Below are 25,123 nucleotides of genomic sequence, written 5' to 3'. Positions count from 1 at the left end.
TTGATTTGGCAACTATTACCAAACCCAATTCAAGTGTATATGAAAATCAATCAGAGGTTTATTGTACTACTTCTCTTTTTATTTTGTTTAATATCTGCGAATGCCGATAATCGCAAAAACATTTTAGTACTGAATTCCTATCACAACGGATTAAGCTGGACAGATTCGCTAGTAAATAGTATTAAGCACGAATTTCTAGCGGATCCTTCATCAACTGTGTTTATTGAATACATGGATACCAAAAGGTTTTTTTCAGAACCTCACTTGGAATTGTTAAAGGAAAAATATCAGCAAAAATATGCCAATACCAAGTTCGATTTAATTATTTCTACTGATAACAATGCTTACGATTTTCTCATTAAAAACAGAGATGAAATATTTGGTATTGTTCCTGTAATTTTTTCTGGCTTAAACTCAATAATTGATCCTCCCAAAGGATATACTGGAGTTTTTGAGAATTTTAGTTTCTGTGCTACCCTAGATCTTATTGAAAGATACCATCCAAATTATTCCGAGATTGTTGTAGTTTGCGATAAAAGTACAACAGGAATCACTCTTGCGGATGCCTTAATCACAGATATTAAACATATGGGTGAACCTATTCGATACAGAATAATTCAGCCTAATACAATGCAAGATCTACAATTAAAACTCTCTCAGCTTAATAAAAACAGTGTGGTACTCTATTTACTTTACAATAGAGAAATAAATGGTAACTATTACACTTATGAAGGTGGTTTTAGTGAATCGGTTCCCTATTGCAAAGTACCCATTTACTGCGTGTGGGATTTCTACATGAACCGAGGTGCAATTGGAGGATCTCTTATAACAGGTAGAATGCAAGGAAAGCAAGTTTGCAATTTGGCTAAGAAAGTTCTTTCCGGAACCTCTGTAGATGACATACAGGCTCTGAAAGCAGAATATCAATACACCTTCGATTACAATCAAATGATTGAATTCGATATCAAAAAAAGAGATCTTCCACGCAATTCGAACGTTTTAAATGTTCCCTATAGTTTTGTTCGAGAAAACAAGGAAATTGTGATCCTAACTCTAACCATTCTCATTCTTCTTACCATTGTTATTATAGTGATGACAATTAACATCCATTTGAGAAAAATGAGGGAACAAAAAGAAAAAGTACACCTTGAAGAGATTAAGGCAAGTAACAAGAAACTGGAAAAAGCATTTCAGGTTGCAGAAGAATCCAGTAGATTAAAATCAGCCTTTCTTGCCAATATGTCGCACGAAATTAGAACCCCCATGAATGCCATACTCGGTTTTACAGAATTGCTCTCAGGAGATAATGTTGTAGATGAAAAAAGAAAAAAATACATTGCAATCATTCAAAAAAATACGAATGGTTTACTTCGTCTAATAAGTGATATTTTAGATATTTCAAAAATTGAAACCAACCAGCTTAATATCATACAGGAAAAATGTAAAATCTCTGATATTATTGATTCGGTTCAATCTAGTTACAATGCTCTGGTAGAGCAAAATGGAGATCACAATATAAAATTTATCATTAGCCCTCCTGAAAAGACTGAAATATTAGAAATAACTACCGATAGCATTAGATTACAACAGGTGTTTACCAATCTACTTGAGAACTCGTTAAAATTCACACATATGGGCGAAATTGAGATTGGTTATCTGATAAAAGATAAACATGTAGAATTTTTTGTTCGGGATACTGGTATCGGAATTGCTGAAGAAAAGCAAGCTATTATTTTTGATCGATTCCGACAGGCAGAACTCGATGCGAATACTCGTAAATACGGAGGAACAGGTTTAGGATTAGCCATCAGTAAAAGCTTGATGGAAATGCTAGGAGGTACAATTTACATGAAATCAAAATTAAACGTGGGGACCACATTTTACTTCACAATTCCTATATAAAAACAAAAAATGGCGAGTCGATTGACCCGCCATTTTTATATTTTTTCATATTGGTTTAAAAGAAGTAGTATACTCCTAAAGAAACACGCATGTTTCCAACCCAATTTGTATTTTCAACTTCAGCTTTTTCGGTAACATCACCATAAGCTGCTGCTGTGTATTCTGTCTCTAATTCGAATTTTAGATTGTTGATTTTTTTGCAAACTCGAGGAGCTATACGATACAATTCACCAATATCTTTACCTCGGCTATAAATCAAATTTGTAGCAACAACATTATCCTCAGCACCCATGTTTTTTGAATATCCTCCAAGTAATGCATATTCCCAGCCATTTTTCTTGTATGATAACTCAGCCCATGTACCCAATACTTTAATACCGGTATAAGATGCTTCGTTACTGATTGGATTCAATGATTTAACAGCGTATCCTCCCAACATCAATACATCAGTAAGATTTGTTCCATATGTAGTCTGTGCTTTGAAAGTAACAGGTTCGAAATTCAATTTAAAATAGCCCATTAAAGCCCAGGAAGAAATAGTTTCATCATTTTTCCACTTCAATGTATTTCCTTCAGAATCTACAGTAGTACTCTTCATTGATGGTTTTAGAGTTTTGAATTCACCACTGGCACCAAACAAGTGCTTTCCTGCATAATAATGAACCTGTCCCTGAAAAATTGGTAAACCTGCATTTCTCAAGTACTTATTGCTTGAACCATCAGGTCCTGCACTTGTATAATCGCGCTCCGAAGCGATAGCAGCCAAAAATTTCCAATTATCCGTCTTGTGGGTTAATCTAACTTGCGGGTTACGTGCAAATGGCTTAAATGGTAAACCAGCATTGGCACCCACAGTTGCAGGAAATACTTCGGCAACAAATAAAGGCGACCATGTTTGACCAATTAAGAGAGATGTTTTTCCCCAATCTAAATTCACATAAGCATGACGCAAACGCATTCCATTTACATCCGATTCGCCATTTCCAATAAATTCAGCTTCCAATAAACCTCTGGTTTTGGCTCCTAAAATTTCTGGTCCGGTAATTTTAGCATTTACTCTCGATTGAATAACTGCCATATTGTAAACGCCACCTTCATTTATGTCTTTTCCAGCAGCATCTAATTCTTCATTTTTAGGATAAAGAAGAATATGCCCTTCTCTAGCTGAAACCGTTTGACGAGTATCGTAAGTAAACAAAGAATGTACATAACCACCAAACTTAATTGAAACTGGTGATTCCTTCTTTTGTGCATTAATTTCTGGAATTCCTAAGAGGAGTACTAGTAGTAATAACAGAGTGTTTAAATTTTTCATTGATTTGATAGGATTTATTTTCTGCTGCAAATATAAACAGGATTTTTTCATATGCCAGTTGAAAATTTTATTTAAACTCAATCTCCAACAAAAAACATAATCAACTACATATCAGACTAAACACATATGCATTAAATCGTATTTATGGCTTAGTAACAACAAAAAACATTAACAAAGTTGACTGAATTTACCAATGGCAATTCCATTCGAGTTGAAAACAGATTCAATTCTTCCTTAAACAAGGGAACTGTCTCTACTTATAAGGAATAGAATAACACCTGCTTAAGATTAGACTCCCTCTCTCAAGTGGGAGATAACACCTCTCTCGGGCGAGAGATGTATTACCTCTCGGTCGCGAGAACTCTTCTCTCTCGAGTGAGAGAACTAATGAATACACCAGCTATGAGAATGTATCATCCCTGAAGTAACTTATTCATATTCCTGGAATACGATCAAAGGTCCTCCTTCAAAATCGATACGAAAGCTTTCTCCCATCGATTCATTTAGGGTTCCTTGCCACATCATCTCTATTTTTTCATTGGTTAAGGCATACCTAAGATTGGCTGTGGTAATTAAAGTCTCAGGATTTGGAGAAAACAAAGAAACTTGCTGTCGTGTAAAACTTTCGAAGTTTTTAGAGCGAGTAATTGGTGTAAATACACCATAGCTTGTAAGCATTTTAACCCTTATTTTTTTAACATACATTGGCAATAAAAAAACATTACCAATCATATGGTCATCTCTCTTTCCTGTAGCACCAATAATCACAGCTTCATTAAATCCGTGATCTAAACACCAGTGTACAGCTTTAGTTAAATCATTATTATCCTGATTCGAGAAATGATGAATGATATCTCTATATTTCCACTTTAAATCCGGATCTAAAGAATCCAAATCACCTACAATGGCATAAGGTTCAATTTTGGCTTCCTCCAAATTATTTATTGCTCCATCGCAACAAACAATGTATTTTGACTCCTTTAATTCTTTTAAGGGAATTTCGTGAGTAGGAAAGGCTCCATTGGCAAGAATAACAGCTTTTTTTTGCATGCTTTAGGCTTATTTCAAGTGGTAATAAAAATGAAATGTCATGCAAAAATAATTAATTGCCTGACATAGCTTGAGAGCGAAGCATATCTTTTTTCCATTGCAGGTAACCAATGACAGCCAAAACGGTATAGAAAAAGAATAAAATGGAAGTTGGATACAATCCTTTATAAATATATAATCCTAATGAAACCGAATTAACGACTACCCAAACCAACCATTGTTCCAGAATTTTTCGTGCCAGCATCCAAGTAGCCACAATACTTAAAGCTGTTGTAAATGCATCCCAATAAGGAACTGAACCATCGGTAAAATTGACTAAAACGTATGATATAAACACATAAATTGCCATACTCACGCCAAAAAGTATCAGGAATAATTTACGACTTAGATGGGTAACGGGTAATTCTTTCTTACTCTGATTTGATCCGTGTGACCAAATGATCCAACCATAAATGCTGATAAAAACATAGTAGAATTGAAGAGACATATCTGCATACAACTTGGCTACAAAAAACACATAGATATACATCACCGATGTTAATAGTCCTACAGGCCACAACCATTTGTTTTGCTTTATTTCAAGATAGAGGAAAATTAATCCGGCAATAGTTCCGATGATTTCTATAATGTTATCTATAATCCAATCCATATTTTCTATTTGAATAGAGACGCACTGCTGTGCGTCTCTAAATATTACATTTTAAAATCTTAATGTTACACCTGCAAGAACGTTTGTTCCCGCTTGAGGATAATAATATCTCCACGTGTTTTCAACTCCTTGCTCATACCAATTTCCGCCATAAGCATTGTTTTCATATTTTGCATCCAACACATTGTTAATACTCAATTGAAAAGCAATTTCTTTCATCCAAGTTGGATTGATTCTGTAGTTGAATCTCAAATTGTGAACATTGTAATCATCCAACTTTCGCTCTGTATTTGAAGTATTGTCAAAATACTGTTCTCCTACATATTTACTGATAAAACTTACATCAAATCCTTCAGAAGGAGTCCAGGTTAAAATACTACTCCCAACAGCTTCTGGAGAATAGCTAATCTCAGTTTTTCCTAACTCTGTAACTTTATCAAATTCCACCCAATTTTCATCATAATCTTTAGAATACTCAATAAAATTTTCTATACGATTCTTACTTAATGTAAGGTTGGCATCCCACTTCAAAGTTGGCAAAATCTGAACACCCCAAATCAACTCAATACCGGCTCGATAACTCTTATCCACATTAACCATGATATCATCACCAACTTGATTCTTCACACCAGTAGGAACTAATTGATCACGATAATACATATAATACAAATTCACACCGAAAGTTGCTTTCACAGATTTAAAAGTATATCCTAATTCATAATCAAACAAAGTTTCATCTACAGGCATCAATTCAGGCTTCTCTTTGGCATTTTTATAGTTAGCTCTGGTAGGTTCGCGATGAGCTACCCCAAATGAAGCATAAGCAGAATTTCTATCGTTAATGGTGTAATACAACCCCATTTTTGGGTTGATAAAATCAAACTTGTGCTCTTGAACCAATGGCTTTAAATCATCATCAGTACCATCCATTTCATAAGAAATATGTCGATACTGAACATCTCCGTATGCATTCCACTTCTCGCTTAACTCTACATTAAGTTTGGCAAATACATTGTAATCGGTTTTCTTTCCATCATTAAAATACCACTGGTAGTCATTATCAATTCCTCCATTTTGAGCCCAAATAATATCTCCAAAATGATCTCCTTCATATCGATTCCAAGCTCCACCAAATGATGCATCAATACTGTTTTTTCGATAATTCATCGAATAGGTTAATCCATAGAAGTCATTCTTCAACCATTTCTGACGAATCAAATCGGTTTCAGAAATCATTTCTCCTCCTACCACGGGATTTGTAACACCGTACTCATCATATTCTTCATCTTCTTTATACTGCTCGTAATATCCTTTTCCTTTTGTATAATGCAAAGCTGCATTCATATTCAGATTCGAAGTCAATTCCTGAGAATAGAACAATTGATAATGTGTCTGCTTGTAATTGTCGGTTTGATTATCGTAATACCTTGTAATCCCATTCTCATCGGTATATTCTCCGGCCGGATTGTACCTTCTATCTTCTACATCATCTGGATCATCAGTATTTATATTTGGATTTCCCCACCAACTAATACCTGTTTTTTGATCACCTGAAATAACATTGAACTTCAACATACTTCTTTCCGTGTAGTAAGTACCACTTGCAAAGAATGATTCATGATCAGAGAAAGCACGATCAACATATCCATCCGATTTCAATTTAGAATAACGAGCATCGAAACTGAACTTTCCATTAATCAGACCCGTTCCTGCCTTAAATGTATTTCGGAAAGTATTGAAGGATCCACCAACACTCTGAACCTCAGCATAAGGTTTGGTATTTACGGTTTCTGTCTGGAAATTAATGGTAGCTCCAAAAGCAGCTGCTCCATTTGTTGAAGTTCCAACACCTCTCTGTATCTGAATGTTATCAACAGAAGAGGCGAAGTCAGGCATATTCACCCAAAAAACACCTTGCGATTCAGAATCATTCAAAGGCACTCCATTAACAGTAACATTAATTCGTGAAGCATCTGTTCCTCGAATTCGAAGAGCAGAATATCCCACTCCGTTTCCCGATTCCGATGACTCCACCAAAGATGGTGTTAAGCTTAATTGATATGGAATATCCTGTCCTGTATTTTGTTTTCTAACATCATCTCCTGACAAATTAGTAACAGCTACCGGAGCTTTATTTCCTGCTCTGGTTGCGGCAACAATCACTTCATCAGCCAGAATGGCAGAAGCACTTAATTCGAAGTTTACAACTTTCGATTCATTAAGCTTTACCGTTTTTTCCTGATCCTCAAAGCCTAAAAAGGAAACCACCAATTTATAGTTATCCTCTTTTAAATTATTGAACTGATACTCTCCATACGAGTTTGCTACAGTTCCTAAATAAGTTCCTTTAATTGCAATTGCTGCTCCCGGAAGTGAATTTCCGTTTTTATCGGTAATTTTCCCTGTAACTGATACTTGAGAAAATCCAATAAAACTTACAAATTGCAATACTAATAACGCACATACTCCGAAAAAAACAGAGTTCATTCTTCTTGTAAACATCGTTTAAAAGTTAATAGGTTATAATAAATATTGCAATGAGGTATTGATAAGATCAGGGTGGCGAAGAGTTAATTCGCAATTTTCCTACGCCGGCATTACCCGGATCAGGTTAAATATCAATAAAACTTAGCTTAGCATATTGATATAAGGGTATGATCTCAGCCTATATTCTGGCACCCCACTGTGATTTCGCGTCAAAGGTAATTGGATTTTTAGCAAAAACAAAAAAGCCGGCAAACTGCCGACTTTCTCTAAAACCCAAACTATTACTATTATCTATTTTAAAGATTCAGGTGGATTAACACCTAAAACATCTTTTATAGCTTTTACAAGAGTTTCTTTTGGCAATGCACCCTGTGCCATTGTTGGTTTTCCAGTTTTAGGAATAAACAACAAACTAGGAATACTTTTAATTCCAAACGCCGCTGACACTTTAGGTGATTTATCGGTATCTACCTTGTAAATTTGAATGTCATCACCATATTCCTTCTGCAATTGCTTTAATACCGGGGCAATTCTCTTACATGGTCCGCACCAGGTTGCATAAAAATCAACGATTACTGGTTTGTCACCCTTAAAAGCCCATTCTTTACCATTTTCGTAGTCAAACACAAGTTCTTTAAAACTAGAATCATTCAATTGAATTACATCATGATCAGAACTTGCCTGAGCAAATACATTTCCTGTAATTAACGCCACAAAAGCAATCAAAATCAACTTCTTCATATTCTCAAAAATTACGGTAGGAATAAAATCTACCTTTTCATACTTCTCGTTATCGCCTTAAAGCTACAAATGATTTAAATACTCATTTGTTAATAAAATCACAATTCTTATTTTTCCTTCACTCCCAAAACTTCGGAAAATGCCTGCTTAAATGAATCTTTTGATAAGGCACCTTGAGCCATCTGTGGCTGACCATCTTGCGGAATAAACAATAAAGATGGAATACTCTGTATACCAAACATTGCAGATAATTCCTGCTCTTTTTCTGTATCTATTTTATAAATATTAAGAGAATCACCATATTCCGCTTTCAACTCTTCTAAAATAGGAGCAATGGTTTTGCATGGTCCACACCAATCAGCGTAAAAATCAACTAAACAGGGCTTGCTTCCTTCAAATTTCCAATCTTTATTCTGTTCAAAATCGAATACCTTTGCTTTAAAACTCTCTTTTGTTAAATGTTCTACCATAACGAATCACTAATTAATTTACATTTCTATGTATATACAAATCTATACATTTTTATTTGACAATTTGTATGCCAAAAGCAAATATTCATAGTTTTTTCAATATCAACTCAAATAATTGTAATTTTGTCAGCGAAAATACCCGTCGGTTTGTCATAAAAACCACTTAAGGGAATAATAACGCTCTGTTACGAGCAATTGACAATTAAGAAGTGAAAGAACATTTAAAGCATCCTATATTCTCCATTATATCAGAAATAGTAAGTCAGGAAAACCTGGAAAGCTATGTGATTGGTGGATTCGTGAGAGATATTTTTTTACAACGTGGATCAAAAGATATTGATGTAGTTGTAATTGGAAGTGGAATTGAATTGGCACAAAAAGTCGCCGCAAAAGCCGGAAAACCAAAAGTTTCTATTTTTAAAAATTTTGGTACCGCAATGCTCAAATTTAAAGATATTGAAGTTGAATTTGTGGGTGCCAGACGAGAATCGTATAACCGCGATTCCAGAAATCCGATTGTTGAAGATGGTAGTTTGGAGGATGATCAAAAACGAAGAGATTTTACTATTAATGCTTTAGCTTTAAGCTTGCATAAAGATAATTTTGGTGAACTTCTTGATCCATTTGGAGGAATTGATGATCTGAATAATAAGATTATTAAAACACCAATGGATCCTATGATTACCTTTTCAGATGATCCTTTGAGAATGATGCGTGCCATTCGTTTTGCAACTCAATTGAACTTCAAAATTTCTGATGAAACTTTTGAGGCAATCAAGAAAAACAGAGATCGAATTCATATCATATCAAAGGAAAGAATTATTGAAGAGCTCAATAAAATTGTTCTTTCGGATAAACCTTCGATTGGATTTAAGTTACTTGAAGAGTGTGGCTTGTTAAAACTCATTTTTCCAGAGTTCCAGAAATTGAAAGGAAGAGAGACCAGAAATGGTATTAGCCATAAAGATAATTTTTATCACACATTGGAAGTATTGGATCAGTTGGTTCCCTTTTCAGACAATTTATGGTTGAGATGGTCGGCATTACTGCATGATATTGCCAAACCCAATACTAAAAAATTTGTAAAAGGAATTGGATGGACTTTTCATGCGCACAATTTTGTAGGTGAAAAAATGATCCCTAGAATCTTTAAAAACATGAAGTTGCCATTGAATGAAAAAATGAAATACGTTCAAAAAATGGTATTGCTTCACATGAGACCAATTGTGCTGGCTCAAGAAGTTGTTACAGATTCTGCTATTCGTCGACTACTTTTCGATGCCGGAGATGATATCGAAGATTTAATGAAACTTTGCGAAGCCGATATCACTTCAAAAAATGAAGAAAAAGTAAAACGATTCCTTGAAAATTTCCAATTGGTACGCCGAAAATTAAAAGAGGTAGAAGAGAAAGATGCTGTTCGTAATTTTCAACCTCCTATCGATGGGCAGGAAATTATCGACACTTTTAACTTATCTCCCTGCAAAATGATTGGAGACATTAAAGTAGCAATTAAAGATGCTATTTTAGATGGAATTATACCAAATGAGCGGGAAGCAGCATTTCAATACATGCTTGAAAAAGGAAAAGAGATGGGACTTGAACCTATCAACAAAAAATAAAAAAATCAGCTCGGGAATCATCCCGAGTTTTTTTTGCTGTTATACAACCTTTGCATGCTAAACAGCAGATATCGTGTTCTGCATAATATTTACTTTTGCCGCCTGAAACAGCAAGCTAACTATTTAAAATAATACTAAATGGCCTACGTAGACAATACGATGATTATCAGAAGAGATTTGCTATCAAAAATGGCAGAGCTTTTTAACGAAGGAAATTTTACTGAGGGACTTGATCGCATTCCGCTGGAAATGGCTCCAAGAAGAAAACCTGATTCTGATCGTTGTTGTATTTTTAAAGAAAGAGTTATTATCAAAGAAAAATTAATCCCTCTTTTAGGATTTGAATTAGAAGATGACCGAGATGAATTAAAAACACTTGCATCATACGCTGAAGAAGCACTTGAAAGAAAAAATCCTATCGACAAAATACTAACCGTTGTTGATGAAGCTTGTACTTCCTGTGTAAAAAATTCCTACATCGTAACCAACCTGTGTAAAGGTTGTGTTGCTCATCCGTGTATGATGAACTGTCCTAAGCAATCCATAAGCTGGAATGCAAATGGGCAAGCTCAAATTGATCCAAAAACTTGTATCAATTGCGGTATTTGTATGAATGTTTGTCCTTATCACTCTATTATATTCATGCCAGTTCCTTGCGAAAACGCATGCCCTGTCGGTGCAATTTCAAAAGATGAATATGGTATTGAACAAATTAATGAAGACAAATGCATCGACTGTGGTAAATGTATCACAGCCTGTCCTTTCGGATCTATCATGGAGAATTCTCAGATTGTTGATGTGATGAAATCCATTAAAGATGAAAATACTGAAGCTATAGCAATTGTTGCTCCTGCGGTAATTGGTCAATTTAAATCAACAACCGATACCGTTTTAGGAGCTATAAAACAACTTGGATTCAATGATGTTCTAGAAGTAGCTAAAGGTGCAAATGTAACTACGGTAAACGAAGCTGATGAATTGTTGGAGCGATTGGAAGATAAAGCTCCATTCATGACCACATCATGCTGTCCTGCATACGTTTCGGCTGTAGAAAAACACGTTCCTGAAATCCAGAAGTATGTTTCGGAAACAAAAAGTCCGATGTACTATGCTGCCGAAATTGCAAAGAAACAATATCCAAATGCCAAGATTATATTTATCGGACCTTGCATAGCCAAACGTCGCGAAGGAATGAAAGATCCAAATGTAGACTACGTAATGACTTTTGAAGAGCTTTCAGCACTGTTTAATGGATGGAATATCGAAATCAGTAAAGAAATCCCTCTAACCTTAGATAAAAGCATTTTAAACCATGGTAGAGCTTATGCAGCCAGTGGTGGTGTTGCCAAATCGGTACTTGAGGTTAAACCCTATGTAAATATCAAACCAGTTATTGTAAATGGTTTGGATAAAAAGAAAATTAAAATGCTGAAAGCATTTGGTAAAACAGGAAAAACCAGCGGTAATTTTGTTGAAGTAATGGCTTGCGAAGGTGGTTGTATTGCCGGACCAAGTTCTAACTTCGATCCTAAAACCGGAAGTAAACTTTACGAAAAAAATCTGGCAGCTCTTATAGAAAGCCTTGAAGATTAAATATACTTGAAAGATGGCGGTAATATTACATTACCGCTATTTTTTTTACTTCCTCCATAAATCAAGCACTATGGGTAAGTGGTCACTAAAACCACCATGATATTTATAGCCTAAAAATGTTCTCAACGGCTTTGTCCCAAAATGTGTTTCATCGGTTTCCAGTAAAAAATCAGGTGCGAAAATACTCATTGCATCCGTTTTACAATACAATATTCCTCGTTTATTAAGAAGAGCACCCGAAACAATAAATTGATCTAGCATTCCCCATTTTCCTTGATATTTATAACTTCCTATACTTCCACTATTCACAAAAGATTCCGCTAAATTGTATAAGTTATTATCCGAAATCTCATCAATTGGAGATCTTGCATTCAATATACTCTTAAGAGATTCATTATCTGGATGATCATTAAAATCTCCCATAATCAAGATTTTTGCCGAAGTATCATCCAACAGTATCGCATCTATAGTGGTTTTTAATAATGTAGCTGCTGATATTCTTTTGTTTTCAGATTCCAATTGACCTCCCCACCTCGATGGCCAATGATTCACAAATAAATGGATCGTATCAGAGGTGTGCAATTTTCCCTTAACGTATAAAATTTCTCTTGTTGTCGAGACGTTCTCTCCCTTATACTTCAATTGTAAGAAGTTGGTATCTAAAGGTTGAAATACTTCCGATTGATATACTAATGCAACGTCAATACCTCTTCGATCGGGTGATTCGCGATGAATGATTTGATAGTTGATTTTATTCAAATGCCCTATTTTGAATATTCCATCCAAGACAAAACGATTCTCAATTTCGCAAAGTCCTATGATATCCGGAAACTCCCATCCACCAGCGGCTAGAATTACTTTGGATATTTTATTTGTCTTTTGCTTGTACTTATCCCAGTTCCAGTGTCGTTCTCCTTCCGGTAAAAATTCATTATCAAGCGTTAAACTATCATCAAAGCAATCAAAACAATTTTCAACATTGTAAAAAATCACTCTTACATCACCACGCTTATCCTCCTCCTTACCATCAATAACTGATTGGGAAAGTGCGATTTGACAACTTGTAATTAGAAATAGTAGGGCATAAATTTTCATCACTCATTTGCTTGTAAATACTCGAAGGCACCAATATCAGGAGCAGCATCACTGTTTCTGTTTACTCCATTTTTATCGATTGGATAAAGTAATCCAATTGCAATTTTTCCATTGTTTATACCAGGTGAATCAGCATCCAAGTTGAAATCATTATTTTCAGAATCAATAAACAAAGGATTCTCATTAAGTAAACAGTTTGTTAATGAAGATGCATATTCGCTTGCTTGCGCATCTGACAACCTCAAAATACAATTATCAATTTCTATATTTGAAATGTTCTGCATACTCAATTCATTACTATGCGATCCCCATATAATATTATTCCCAATGTTGCATGAACCACCTTCTGCTAAATCTAAATTTACTACATTATCAACACGAACTCCATAAATCCATGCATTAAACATACTTGATTGATAGACTTCTACTTTGCTTTGACCTTCTACATTTAAGCACTCCTCACCACAATTTGATACAACTAAATCATGCATCAAAGCATCAACATTGTTTAGTGAAATTCCTTTTTGACTAAAATTACGAATCGTTCCAAAGCTTAAAGTCAACGAATTCTCCTGATTTTTATCGCCTGAAAAATTCAATCCATTCATTCCATCTTCAATGGTAAAGTACTGCAATGAATTGTTTAAACTACTTTCAGAAAAATACAATCCATCCCATTGTGCAGGAACATTATCATACAATTCTTCGAATCTTGAACTCCCGAAATAAACAGGATTTTCAGATGTACCATTTACTGTTAGTTGACCATTAATTTTAAGACTACCACTTTTGCGAAAATATACCGATACTCCTTCATGAATAGTTAATGAAACATTTTCGGCAACAGAAATAGCATTCTTGATTAAATAGGGCTTATTTCCCAACCAATCTTGAGAACTGACTACATCCGTATCAACTACAGTTACATCTTGTGCATATGTCTCTAAAATGACTCCCTGGAGATTTTCATTTATCTCACAAACTAAAATGTCTTCCAATTTCTTTGCTTCATCTATACCTGTTGGCTGTAAATCAACCTCAACAAATACATAAAGACTATCATTCGCATTAATTTCGATATCGGTATACTGAACAGAAGGCTCACCATTCACATTTAATCGATAAGGAGAATTATCATTGTATAGAAAAATTCTGGAAAGTTTAGCTTTTGATGAAGACTTGTTGTAAATCTTTAGCTGTTTTGTAGTAGATCCAAATCCAGTTAATAGTGTATCAAAGGCAACAGTATCTGTTGAAAAAGAAAGTCTAAAATCAGGATTAATATTGTAATCATCATCCTTATCGCAGGAAATGATAATAAGAGTAAGTAAAACTGCGGTTACAATAAAACCTATTTTCTTCATACTTTAGAAATTTAACAAATTTGAAGATAAAAAAAATCCGGTATTTATGTATTATACCGGACTTTAATTTAACAACTAAATATTTTTAAAAGAAGATATAACTCTTACTTTGTCTTTTAATTCTCCTGGTTTTAGTTCGACTGAAATTTCGGTCTGCAGCTCTTCGTTCCCTTTGTCGGGTTTCGCGCTTCATTTTATTTGGGATATCAAAATTAATTCCCAAGGTTATCTCATGGGTACCGTTACTACTATCTGCAATCAAATTATCGGTATAATGATCGTAAGAATAACCAATGTAATACTGATTGTAATTTACTCCAATCATCCCCACAATTTGATCATTAGTACGATACGAAGCAGCCATCCAAAAATGATTAATGTACAATTTCATCGTCACATCGTAATACATATCCGAATCCATCGTTTTTCGAACGATAACCGATGGTTCCAGGTCAATCAAATCTCGTAAGTGAAAAGTATATCCAGCTGTAGCATAAAAATGACGTAACATTACACCATCATTGCTTATATTATCACCAAGTCTAACCGAAGATTCAAACAAATGAACCGCTGATAGTCCTGCAAAGTAATTATCGTTGTACAAATACACCCCAAAATTAGCATCAGGCACATAAGAAACTTCGTCTGTTCCGGTATACAAAGGGTCATTTACAGGAATATCTCTTCCATCGAACTTGTATTGATAAAAAACACCACCTAAACCAAAGGCTAACTTCGTTCCTGATTGCCCTAAGCGCGTTCTGGTTAATTGCAAATGGTAAGAGTAAGACAATTCCAATCCTGTTCTTGAAACAGCTCCGGATTTGTCGTTAAAAAAATAACCACCAACACCTACTCCTCTTTGCTTATTTCTTCGTGCAAGCGGATTACCAACTACATTACAAGTGGTACACTTATTTCCTAAATTTTTATTAAAACTTAATGCTTGAGTTTCTGGTGCTCCCTCAACTCCAGCCCATTGTTGTCTTAAGCTCAATCGCAAAGGTGAATACATTCTACTTCCTGCCATTGCTGGATTTAGAAGAAAACCATTCTCTACATATTGACTATACAAAGGCAATTGTTGGGCTTTTCCTTGAGAAAGTCCCCACAAGAGGATTCCTAAAACAATTAATGTTTTTCTCATTAGAATATTTGGCTCAGGTTTAAAAGTTCGTTTCATTATCTTAAAATAGTCACAGTACCCATTATTGGTTTCTCATCATCCAACTCAACGGCGTAATAATACGATCCTATTGGTAATTTTTTAGTTCCATCGGCACCTTTCCAAGGCTCACCCCTGTAATCATTACCGGTACCACTAAACTTGTAAACTGCTTTACCCCACCTATCGTAAATAACTATTTTAAGATCTTGTATAAATTCAATTCGTTCGATATCCCAGTAATCATTATATCCATCGGCATTTGGTGTAAATGCTTTCGGAATTCTTACTCTTCGTTCGAACAGATATTCAAGTACTATGGTTGAATCAATCTGACAATTGTTCTGATCCGTTATTGTCAATTGATAAGTACCTCTTTCTAAATCATTAATGTCCGCTCCAGTATAGGAGTTTAAATCCTGATCTACCCAATCCAACATGTAATTAGGTACACCTCCAGTTACATCTATATTTAATCCTCCATCCATCGACTCGAAAGTGGTTGGACGAATTACCTCTACCTCCATTGCTAATGGTTCAGGTTCAAATATCTCTATACTCGAAACATCAGTACATCCCTGTGTATCTGTGACAGAAACCTCATAAGTCCCTAACTTTAAATCGGTAGCTTCCTGAGTATCCTGACTATCAGACCAAATAATAGTATAATCAGGAGTTCCGCCGCTTATGTCAACATAAGCTCTTCCTGTTCCATCGCCATGACACAATACATCAGTGTAATCATTAATTTCAGCTATTAAAGTATCTGGTTCATTAAGCGTAATATTATCAGTAACACTACAGCCATTATCATCGGTTACCGTAAAATTATAGAGTCCATTTTCCAGTTCCTCAATATTCTGAGTTATACTACCATAATTATCCCATTCGACGAGATAAGGCGCTGTACCATTTTCTATTTTCAAATGAATCCAACCATTTTCGTAACCATAACAGGTTGGCTCTTTAAAATCTTCAACGGACACAACTAAAGCTGGAGGCTCAATAACCTCAATATCTTTAGGTTCTGAAATACATCCATTATTATCAGTAACTACAACTGTATAAATACCTGGTGCTAAATTCTTTTGATCTTCATCATTAGGCAAAACACCAGTCCCCGTCCAAACACATGAATAGCCAGGTGTACCACCTTGTGGTTGAATATTAATATACCCATCATTCATTCCCGGGCAAGAGATATTAACCAAATTGTATTCTATTTTCAGTATATCAGGTTCTACAATATGGACGATAAGTCGTTGTTCTTCATAACCAGGCTCGCCTCCTGAATCATATAGAGTTAACTCATACTGTCCAGCTTTTAAATTGCTAATATCCTGATCATTACTTCTAAAATAATTATCACCTTTCCAGGTAAATGTAAGATTTGCAGGATCACTAGCTCCTTCAACACCTATAGTAATCGATCCAGTATTTTCTCCGGGACAAACAACATCTACTACCGATGTTGTATACAACAAGAGTTTGGTCGGTTCATGTACTTTCTTTGAATCCTCGATTCTACATCCATTGTCATCAATAACAGCAACTTCATAAATTCCCATTTCCAATCCGGTAACAGTTAAAGTTCCAGAAGTATTGCCAATTTCTGAGAAAGAATAACCATTTGGTCCTGAGACCAATACTGTATATGGAGCCGTTCCATTTCCAAAATTAGCAGTTACACTACCATCTCTTTCTCCTTCAATACTAATATCAAAAGCTTCCACTGATATACTAAGAGGATCAGGTTCTGTAATTATCTGATTACCTTCTACAAAGCATCCTCCAACAGTGGTCACTTTATAATCGTAAATACCCGGTTCTAAATCCAAAATTCGCTTGGCTGATGATAAAAATCCATTATCACTAGTCCACTCAATAGTATAATCAACACCACCAGTTTCAATAGCCAATTCAATCATTCCATCAGCTGATTGATAACAAGTTACATTATTAAAACTTGCAACATTTGCAACAATTGGATCAGCTGGTAACATTTCAAAATTAGCATTCGCAATATTTCCACCATCACTAACTGTCACACTATAAACACCAGCTACTAATCCTGTTATATCTTTTGTGGAAGCAGAAAACCCTCCCGGTCCTGTCCATGAATAAGCATAAGTTCCTGTACCTCCGGCAACTACAACCGTCAATTCTCCGTCTGATCCTCCAGTACAACCAGTAGACTTAACTTGCTCAACATAAGCAAATAACCCTTCCGGTTCTTCAATAATAATGGATTTTTCCACTGTCGCACATCCTGATGCATCACTAGCAATAACCGTGTAAACTCCTGCAGGTAAATCTCCTTCCAAATAATAATGATCATCAAAATTATCCGGACTATCTATTGAAATTCCAGGTCCACTAATTGTAAATGTATAAGGAATTGTTCCCTCTAAAATTTCAAGAGCCAAAATTCCAGTATTTGTACCGGCTGTTTTCACATGTTGTTCAACTACCAATCCTAATTGAAGAGTAAGACCGAGATCCAAATCAACAACATCCGATGAGGAACAATTTTTCTTATCCGTAATTTCTAAATGATATTCACCAGAGATAAGGTTCTCAATATTTTGATCGTAAGATTTATAATCATTCGGACCTGTCCATGAAAAAGTATAACCTTCATTTCCTCCAAACGGAGTTATGTGAATAATTCCATCTTCAGTTTTTTCGCAAGATGGTAAAACTTTATCTGCAACTTGAAATCTTATTTCTGAAGGCTCTGTTATTTCGATATCCTGATCATATATACACCCATGGGCATCAATGATACGTAATTCGTAATTCTCAGGGGCTAAACCTTTAAATATTCCAGTTGCATCTTCCACTCCATCAAGTAAATACCTGTAGTTTGGAGTACCCTGTCCACCTACTACAAACAGCTCACCGGTTGCTTCACCATGACAAGTTGTCGGCTCGATAACTAACTCTTCTGCAATGAGTTCCTGAGGTTCAGATAAGTCATTTTCATCTTCCGCAATACAACCAGAATCATCTGTTACTGTTAATTTATATGTACCACCAGACAAACCAAAAATATTTAAATCTGTTGAAGAAAATCCATCAGGTCCAGACCATGAATAGGAATAGTCAGGAACACCGCCAGTTATCGTTGGTGAAAATTCTCCATTACTTTCCCCATAACATCTTAAGTCCATTCCATTTAAAGAAAGCTCAATTTCAGGATTTGAATTTAGAGTAATATCAACTTCATCTGTTTTACAATTGTTTTCATCCTGAACGAAAATTTTATAATCTCCAGAAAACAAATCTGTGAAATTTTCATCTGCTTGAATTTCTCCATCCAGATAATAAGATAAATTTCCTGTTCCTCCAGAGGCAGAAATTTTTATTTCTCCTTCCGGAACAGTAAAACAAGTTAAATCTTTGGTATCGATATCATCTATCAATAATTCATATGCATCGAAAATATTTACTATGGTATCGAACTCACAATTTTTACCATCAGCAACAGTTACGTAATATTTTCCAGGTGCCAAATTGATTGCAGTATTTTCCCACTCTGTTTTATTTGTAGTATTAGTTGGTTCAACACCATCTTCATTTTTCCAGAAAAATTGATATTCCGGATATTGAACTGATTTAACTTTTGCAACAACATGACCATTATTTTCTCCGAAACATTTTACATTGTTTGCGGTAATTTCCAATGAAACTGTTGAAACTTCTCCAAGTGAAACTTCAATTATAGATTCAATAATACATGGAGTAGCTTCATTGGTTAATCCATAAATTACTTCAACTTTATAAAATCCATTTTCAGTAACTTCAATCACTGCATTTGTTTCTCCATCCATCTCTTCATAAGGGTCGGCGGCTCCATCAATACTATAATACCATTGAAATGTTGTGGAATTATTAATTGGAAATCCTTTAACATGATCAAGAACAGCAACATTACTACACCACTCTTCTTTAGGCAAATCAAAACTATCTTCAAATGATGGTGGATTTTCTTCTCCACTTGGATCAACATATTCTTCAAATCCTGTACTGCGTGTATTATCGTATTTGTATTTTACCAAGTGATTTAGTCCCGATCCCGAAGTTCCCTGAATATCAGTAAGTGATGCATTGTATATTTTTTCAAAAATACCAGATGGTTTATTAATAAATGCAGGAGATCCTGGTGTACTTGCTTTTAGAAAAACATAAGAACAACGCACACCTTCCATCTTTAAATCATATTCAATGGTAATCAATTTTCCTGATTCAATTGTGTTATTCTCATATCCTAAAGTAAACTCGAGATTTGAGAATGAATTTTTTCCAAATATTTTTCCTTGTTCTAAGAATCGAACAGAATTAAAATGTCCATGTTCTAAATCTGAAGAACTAGTAATATTAATAACACCATTATTAAAGAAATCAACAAAACCGAAACTTACATCACCATCTGTTCTACAATAAATTCCACCACCATTGGTAAAAGTAATTTTAGAATCTGAACTTATAAATTCCAATCCTCCAGTGGTATTCATTATCATATTCCAGCCGGTAATTTCATCAGAACTTACCGTAACCAAAGAATTCGACATGTCAAATTTACGAACTGCATCAAAATCATCTAATGAAAGTGAACTAAATTTACTCACTGTAAAATTATGACCTTGAGTAGAAACATATCCTGCCTCAATAAATAAATCACCTGATGTAATCAATCCTGATTTCCAAATCCACGATTGTCCGTTTCCTTGAAATCTAATATCTCCATCCATTGATTTTTCTGCAAAATCGACAATCTTATCTCCTAAAATTCCATCACCGATAAACTCAAAAACACCTTGCATATCCAAAGTCATACTTTCCGCAAGATCCATGAATCCACCAATTTGTAGTTTTGAATTTATTGAAAAATTCGCATCAGGATCGATATCATCTTCCCACGTCATATTGTGACAACGTGCGTCAGCAGTAATTTCCACTAACTTACTTCCCAGAAATGAGTTTTCAGTAAAAAATACGTCATCGTTAAGAGTTGGAATACAACCTTCTTCACTTCCATCTGCAGCCCTACTCCAGTTTTCATGATTGTGCCAACTATCATCAACTCCATTACCTGTCCAATATAAAGCTATTGGTGCAATTGTCTCATCAGTATTCCAGCCAACGACATTTCCAAGTTTGAACGAATTTGTTGCAGTATAACTTACTCCACTCGAAACATCAGCATGAATATCTTTTAATTCAAGAAAATTACCAACTACATTATTCTTAGACACAATAAATGTTTCGTTACCAACACCTTCTTTTGAAGAATGCAGATAAATTGGTGCAAAACAACTCCCTTCTACTAATAAATTATCGGTAGTAATCGTTCTTCCTTTCTCGAATTTAAACTCGAAACCTCTTGATAACTCAAGTGTTCCAAATCTATTGTTTTTACCATTTATATTACCATTCCCTTTGAACAACAAATGTGAAACATACACATCCAAACCAGAGAATCCAGATTCTAATTCACCATCGTTTTCAAATATCAATTCATTAAAACTAATACTATGAGCTCCGGTTCCTACTAAGACAAGCTCTGCATTATCAGCCAATTTCACAGTACTATTATCGGCTATCAGTTCAAATCCTTGATCATAAAATTCATCAGCTAAATTAATATAAACTGATCTTCCCGATCCATCTTCACTACCGTTAATAATTACATTGGAATTTGCAATATCCAGTCCTCTTGAATTAATTCCCTCTGGTGTATCTGTAGATGTTAAACTCTTACATTCTAGCAAGTTTCCATTCGCGACAAGCTTTCCATGGCGGATAAATAAATCTCCTTCGGTCTGAAAATCTGCTAACATATTCCAAACTCCATCTTTTCCATCAAATTCAACATTATTAGGAAATACATAACCAAAAGTGTTAATATTCTGAGCTTCTGTAGCTCTAAAATAGAAATCTACCATTGGTGATAAGTCAATATCAACCTGAGAATTCAATATTAGTGATCCGTAAATATAAACACCAGAAATATCGGTAGCTCCCATCTCAAAATTAGGTCGAGCTGTTTCAGATCCCGTCCAATCCATTGTACGACAACGAATGTCTCCTGCTCCTGTATATACAATTTGATCGAAATCAGTAAACGAATATTCGGTAAAATATACATTATCTTTTGCTGTTGGCACACATCCATCTGCTACTGTTGCCGTTGGAAATGTTGCCCAATGATCAGGATCATCCCAATTTCCAGTTCCACCAATCCAATACAAGTCATCACCGACTGGCTCATCTTCAAATTTCCACCCAGTGGTATTACCTAAATCCAGAGAAGATTTAGCTACAAAAACGTCAACAGGATCTGCATTAATATTTAGAAGATTCACAGAATTCACCTCAATATCAGCAACTCCAGTTTTTGCTTTAAATATTGCAGCATCCGAATCAGAACCAGTAATATCAATAGTACCTTCACAAGCTCCGTTTGCAATTACATTACCTAATACATAGGTTTGTCCACTTTCAAAAACATAGGTTTTACCAACTGCCGTTCGAATACTTTCAGCAGTAAATCCGATTTTTGTAGTATTTGTTTTTCGGAAATAAGTATTTCCATTAAATACCATTTCATTAAAACTAACATCATTAGCAAACACATCTAAATAAGCATTTCCATCACTTTCATCATAGGTAACATTGTAAAAATTCAATATCTCATCCCCCTGAGAAATAACAAATTCTCCAGCAACATTGAATTCAATTAATGAAGTTCCAGAATTTAATGTGAAAGCTTCAGCAGAAACCTCCATTCGTTCCAAACTAACAGTAGAAGATCCTAAATCTAAACTTCTTATATTATCAACACCAAAATTAGATAGAAATTCTTTTGTCTCTATATTATTATTTGCTGTTACTAAATTTCCATTTTCAAGTACAATAGATCCAATGGTGATTAAATCAGCATCTAATGTCCATGTGCCAGAATTCCAACTGCCATCTTCTTGTTCGTTACCTTCAAACTTTAAATCACTCGAAAGTTGAATTATTCCTGTTTTTATAATTTCAGACTCTTCTGATTTAAAACTAATCTCACCAGAGAAATTATTTTGACCATCTGTCATTCCTGTTAAGTCAAAACTACCAAAAACATTCAATGGCTGATCCCCGTTAAATGTCATTCCTGTAGCATCTTTCCAGGTCATATCATTACATTCTGCAATCTTACCCTTAATAGATATTTTTACAACAGAACTTCCTGTAACTTTTGCATCCTCAAAAAACACATTATCCTTACGTGTAGGAATACAACCGATATCCCAGTTTCCCGCCTCAAACCAATCATCATTTACATCACCAGTCCAGTAAACATCTCCTCCCATCAAATCATCTGGAAATACCCAGCCATCATAACCAGTAACTCCTATTGATTCTCTTGCTTCCAACACTCCGGCAAAACCACCAGTTACATTTACATTCTCAACTCTAATTCTTACAATATCTGTTGAATTAACGTCGCATTGCAGGTAAGCAACACCACCATTACCTTTTAATGTAATGTTCTCGGAACAAGTACCATGTGCACTAAAACCATCACCAACAAGTATTTTCTGAACACTTCCCTCTTCAAAAGTATATTCATTTCCTTTTGATAAAATCAGATTTGAATATTGATGGTTACCTACAATATTTGCGCTTCCATTAAATTTCAGCTCTTCAAATTCAGGATATGAAGTATCATCACCATTGGTTAAAAAGACTAAATTATCAAGTGGGTTAAAAACCACTTTTCCATAAATAACCCCATCAGGCAAATTATTGTAAAACTCTGCTCCGCTTTGTGTTAATGTAATTACCGATCCCGTTTGAACCAATATAAAATTACTACCTTCAGCACTCCAAGCTTTTGTTACTCCTTCATTAATTTTAACATTTGTATTCGTAATGTCAAAAGTACGCGGCAACATGGAATTGGAATTAAACTGATCAATAGAAATTACATTTCCATTGGCTTTAAAGGTTCCTGAGTTTATATTTAAAATATTGTCAATATTTAATTCGGTAAGTAAACTCCATTCTCCGGTTCCATCAACAACCATAGAACCTGCCATTGTAGCATTAATGGAAATTGTATTTCCTACAGCTGTACCTTTAAAACAAGTTTCGCCATCGTATGCCCAAGTAGAATTTGTAGCGGTTAATGATCCATAAATATCTAAAACACCAGATCCACCTAAAGTTGCATTATCATCTATATCCAATGACTTACATTCAGCAGGCACATCTATTTCTACGGTTGAACCAGCTGGTATAATTGCATTATTATTTCTGGAAGGAACACAATTATCGCTCCAGTTACTTGGAGTTCCCCAATTGTTATCAGTAGCACCTGTCCATGTATAATCAGCAAATGAAGGATCGCCAAAAATCCAGGCTGTATTACCACCTAAATCGTAAGAATTAGTTGCATTGAAATTAACCGCAGCTCCACTAGCTGATATATTCTTAACTTTCAGATAATTTAAATCTACATTTTCCGCTGAAATAAAACCTCCGGAATTTGCTCCATTAATAGTTATATAAGCATAACACTCTCCTTTTGCTATAAATACATCTTGAACATTTTGTACTCCATCGCTATCAATCTCGTAGGTAAAACCCTGAGTGAATTCTAATTCCTGAAAATCATTTTGTCCTTGAAGACGACCATTCTGTCTAAAAGTCAACTCATTAAACGATGCCTGAAGAGCGGATGTTGAAACAATCCCGGAATTTCCTTCAAACACAACATCATTAAACTCAATACTTTTTGTACCTGATGTTTCAATTGAAGAATTATTTGAAAGAATGCTTATTTTAGAATCACCAGGAGTAATATTTAAATTCTCAGTCTGTATTGATATAACCGAACTGCCACTTTTATTCAGGTTTATGTTTGATGAATTCAAAAACAATTCTCTTGATACCGAATTCTCAGATATAAACCTTCCACAATTCACATCTGCCTCAATGCTTAAAGTTCCTTGATTAAAATAGATGTCATTATCTATGATATCTACTTCACTCGTAATTCTCCAGCCACCATTATTTTCAAAAACTAAATCACCATCAAATACGTTCCCGCCAAAATCAATTTCATTTCCAATTGTACTGGCTCTAAAATATAATGGACGATTCAAATTAAGAATCATATTATTATTAAAAGTTACTCCTCCGTAAATGACAAGATAATGAGCCTCGTTACTATCTGTAGTAAGCGTTGGCATATTTTTTACATCGCCCCAATGCATATTTGCACATCTAGCAACATTAGTAATTGTTACTGTGGCCCCAGGGTCTGGAAATGAATATTGGTCGAAATATACATTGTCGTCTTTATCTGGCAACAAAGCACCTGAATTAACCTTACCTCCAGGCTGATCACTCCAATGTTGAATATCATTGAAATTACCAGAGCCCCCGATCCAATAAAAATCGCGAGCCAATGTGCTAAAGCTAATAATATGTAATAATACTAATAAGAGTAAACTTGCTCCGTACCTTTTCATAACAAACAGTTTTCTAATCAGTCAAATTTCCCAACAGCTTAGATAAAAACAATATTTCTATCAATAAAAGAACTTCTTGTTTTGACGAGAGAAAAATAAATAAGTTTCAAATTTGGGGAAAAATTTCAACATATTAATTATTA

General features: G+C 34.8%; 13 protein-coding genes and 1 riboswitch. Of the genes, 3 read left to right on the top strand and 10 right to left on the bottom strand.

Going from position 1 to position 25,123, the window contains the following annotated elements; all coding sequences use genetic code 11:
* The first annotated feature begins 39 nt into the window (after positions 1–39).
* The gene (locus GCQ56_RS03060; protein WP_152732914.1) at positions 40–1,902 is read left to right on the top strand and encodes an ABC transporter substrate binding protein; all 1,863 of its coding nucleotides are present in this window, start codon (positions 40–42) and stop codon (positions 1,900–1,902) included.
* Positions 1,903–1,957: 55 nt separating this feature from the next.
* On the opposite strand, the gene GCQ56_RS03055 is transcribed toward GCQ56_RS03060, so the two are convergent.
* The 6 genes from GCQ56_RS03055 to trxA (GCQ56_RS03030) form a co-directional block, all read right to left on the bottom strand.
* Entirely contained in the window at positions 1,958–3,217 is a 1,260-nt protein-coding gene (locus tag GCQ56_RS03055) for a DcaP family trimeric outer membrane transporter (RefSeq protein ID WP_152732913.1), read from the bottom strand.
* A gap of 429 nt (positions 3,218–3,646) precedes the next feature.
* A complete protein-coding gene (locus GCQ56_RS03050; RefSeq protein ID WP_152732912.1) occupies positions 3,647–4,267 on the bottom strand; it encodes a thiamine diphosphokinase in 621 nt (206 codons plus the stop codon).
* A 52-nt stretch (positions 4,268–4,319) separates the two neighbouring features.
* Positions 4,320–4,916, bottom strand: a complete 597-nt coding sequence (gene pnuC / locus GCQ56_RS03045; protein ID WP_152732911.1) for a nicotinamide riboside transporter PnuC — start codon at positions 4,914–4,916, stop codon at positions 4,320–4,322.
* 51 nt (positions 4,917–4,967) lie between these two features.
* On the bottom strand, positions 4,968–7,418 hold the full coding sequence (locus GCQ56_RS03040) for a TonB-dependent receptor (RefSeq protein WP_227005973.1): 2,451 nt from the start codon (positions 7,416–7,418) through the stop codon (positions 4,968–4,970).
* Between the two features lie 64 nt (positions 7,419–7,482).
* Positions 7,483–7,607, bottom strand: a riboswitch (TPP riboswitch).
* Between the two features lie 87 nt (positions 7,608–7,694).
* On the bottom strand, positions 7,695–8,144 hold the full coding sequence (gene trxA, locus GCQ56_RS03035; RefSeq protein ID WP_152732910.1) for a thioredoxin: 450 nt from the start codon (positions 8,142–8,144) through the stop codon (positions 7,695–7,697).
* Between the two features lie 107 nt (positions 8,145–8,251).
* On the bottom strand, positions 8,252–8,614 hold the full coding sequence (trxA, locus tag GCQ56_RS03030) for a thioredoxin (RefSeq protein ID WP_152732909.1): 363 nt from the start codon (positions 8,612–8,614) through the stop codon (positions 8,252–8,254).
* A gap of 209 nt (positions 8,615–8,823) precedes the next feature.
* Between trxA (GCQ56_RS03030) and GCQ56_RS03025 the strand changes: the two genes are divergently transcribed.
* Entirely contained in the window at positions 8,824–10,236 is a 1,413-nt protein-coding gene (locus tag GCQ56_RS03025) for a CCA tRNA nucleotidyltransferase (RefSeq protein ID WP_299992929.1), read from the top strand.
* Between the two features lie 138 nt (positions 10,237–10,374).
* Entirely contained in the window at positions 10,375–11,829 is a 1,455-nt protein-coding gene (locus GCQ56_RS03020) for a monomeric [FeFe] hydrogenase (RefSeq protein ID WP_152732908.1), read from the top strand.
* A 45-nt stretch (positions 11,830–11,874) separates the two neighbouring features.
* Here GCQ56_RS03020 and GCQ56_RS03015 read toward each other — a convergent pair whose 3' ends face one another.
* The 4 genes from GCQ56_RS03015 to GCQ56_RS03000 all read right to left on the bottom strand — a co-directional run bounded on the left by GCQ56_RS03015 (position 11,875) and on the right by GCQ56_RS03000 (position 24,980).
* Positions 11,875–12,924: an endonuclease/exonuclease/phosphatase family protein gene (locus GCQ56_RS03015; protein ID WP_227006006.1), complete on the bottom strand. Its 1,050-nt coding sequence runs from the start codon at positions 12,922–12,924 to the stop codon at positions 11,875–11,877.
* Entirely contained in the window at positions 12,924–14,288 is a 1,365-nt protein-coding gene (locus GCQ56_RS03010) for a choice-of-anchor Q domain-containing protein (RefSeq protein WP_152732906.1), read from the bottom strand. The genes GCQ56_RS03015 and GCQ56_RS03010 overlap by 1 nt, the downstream gene beginning before the upstream one ends.
* A gap of 85 nt (positions 14,289–14,373) precedes the next feature.
* Entirely contained in the window at positions 14,374–15,435 is a 1,062-nt protein-coding gene (locus tag GCQ56_RS03005) for a type IX secretion system membrane protein PorP/SprF (protein WP_227005972.1), read from the bottom strand.
* A gap of 35 nt (positions 15,436–15,470) precedes the next feature.
* On the bottom strand, positions 15,471–24,980 hold the full coding sequence (locus tag GCQ56_RS03000) for a gliding motility-associated C-terminal domain-containing protein (protein ID WP_152732904.1): 9,510 nt from the start codon (positions 24,978–24,980) through the stop codon (positions 15,471–15,473).
* Positions 24,981–25,123: the final 143 nt, after the last annotated feature.

This window comes from Marinifilum sp. N1E240 (assembly GCF_009295825.1).
Taxonomy (GTDB): domain Bacteria; phylum Bacteroidota; class Bacteroidia; order Bacteroidales; family Marinifilaceae; genus Marinifilum_A; species Marinifilum_A sediminis.
This window is presented reverse-complemented; position numbering and strand designations above follow the sequence as displayed.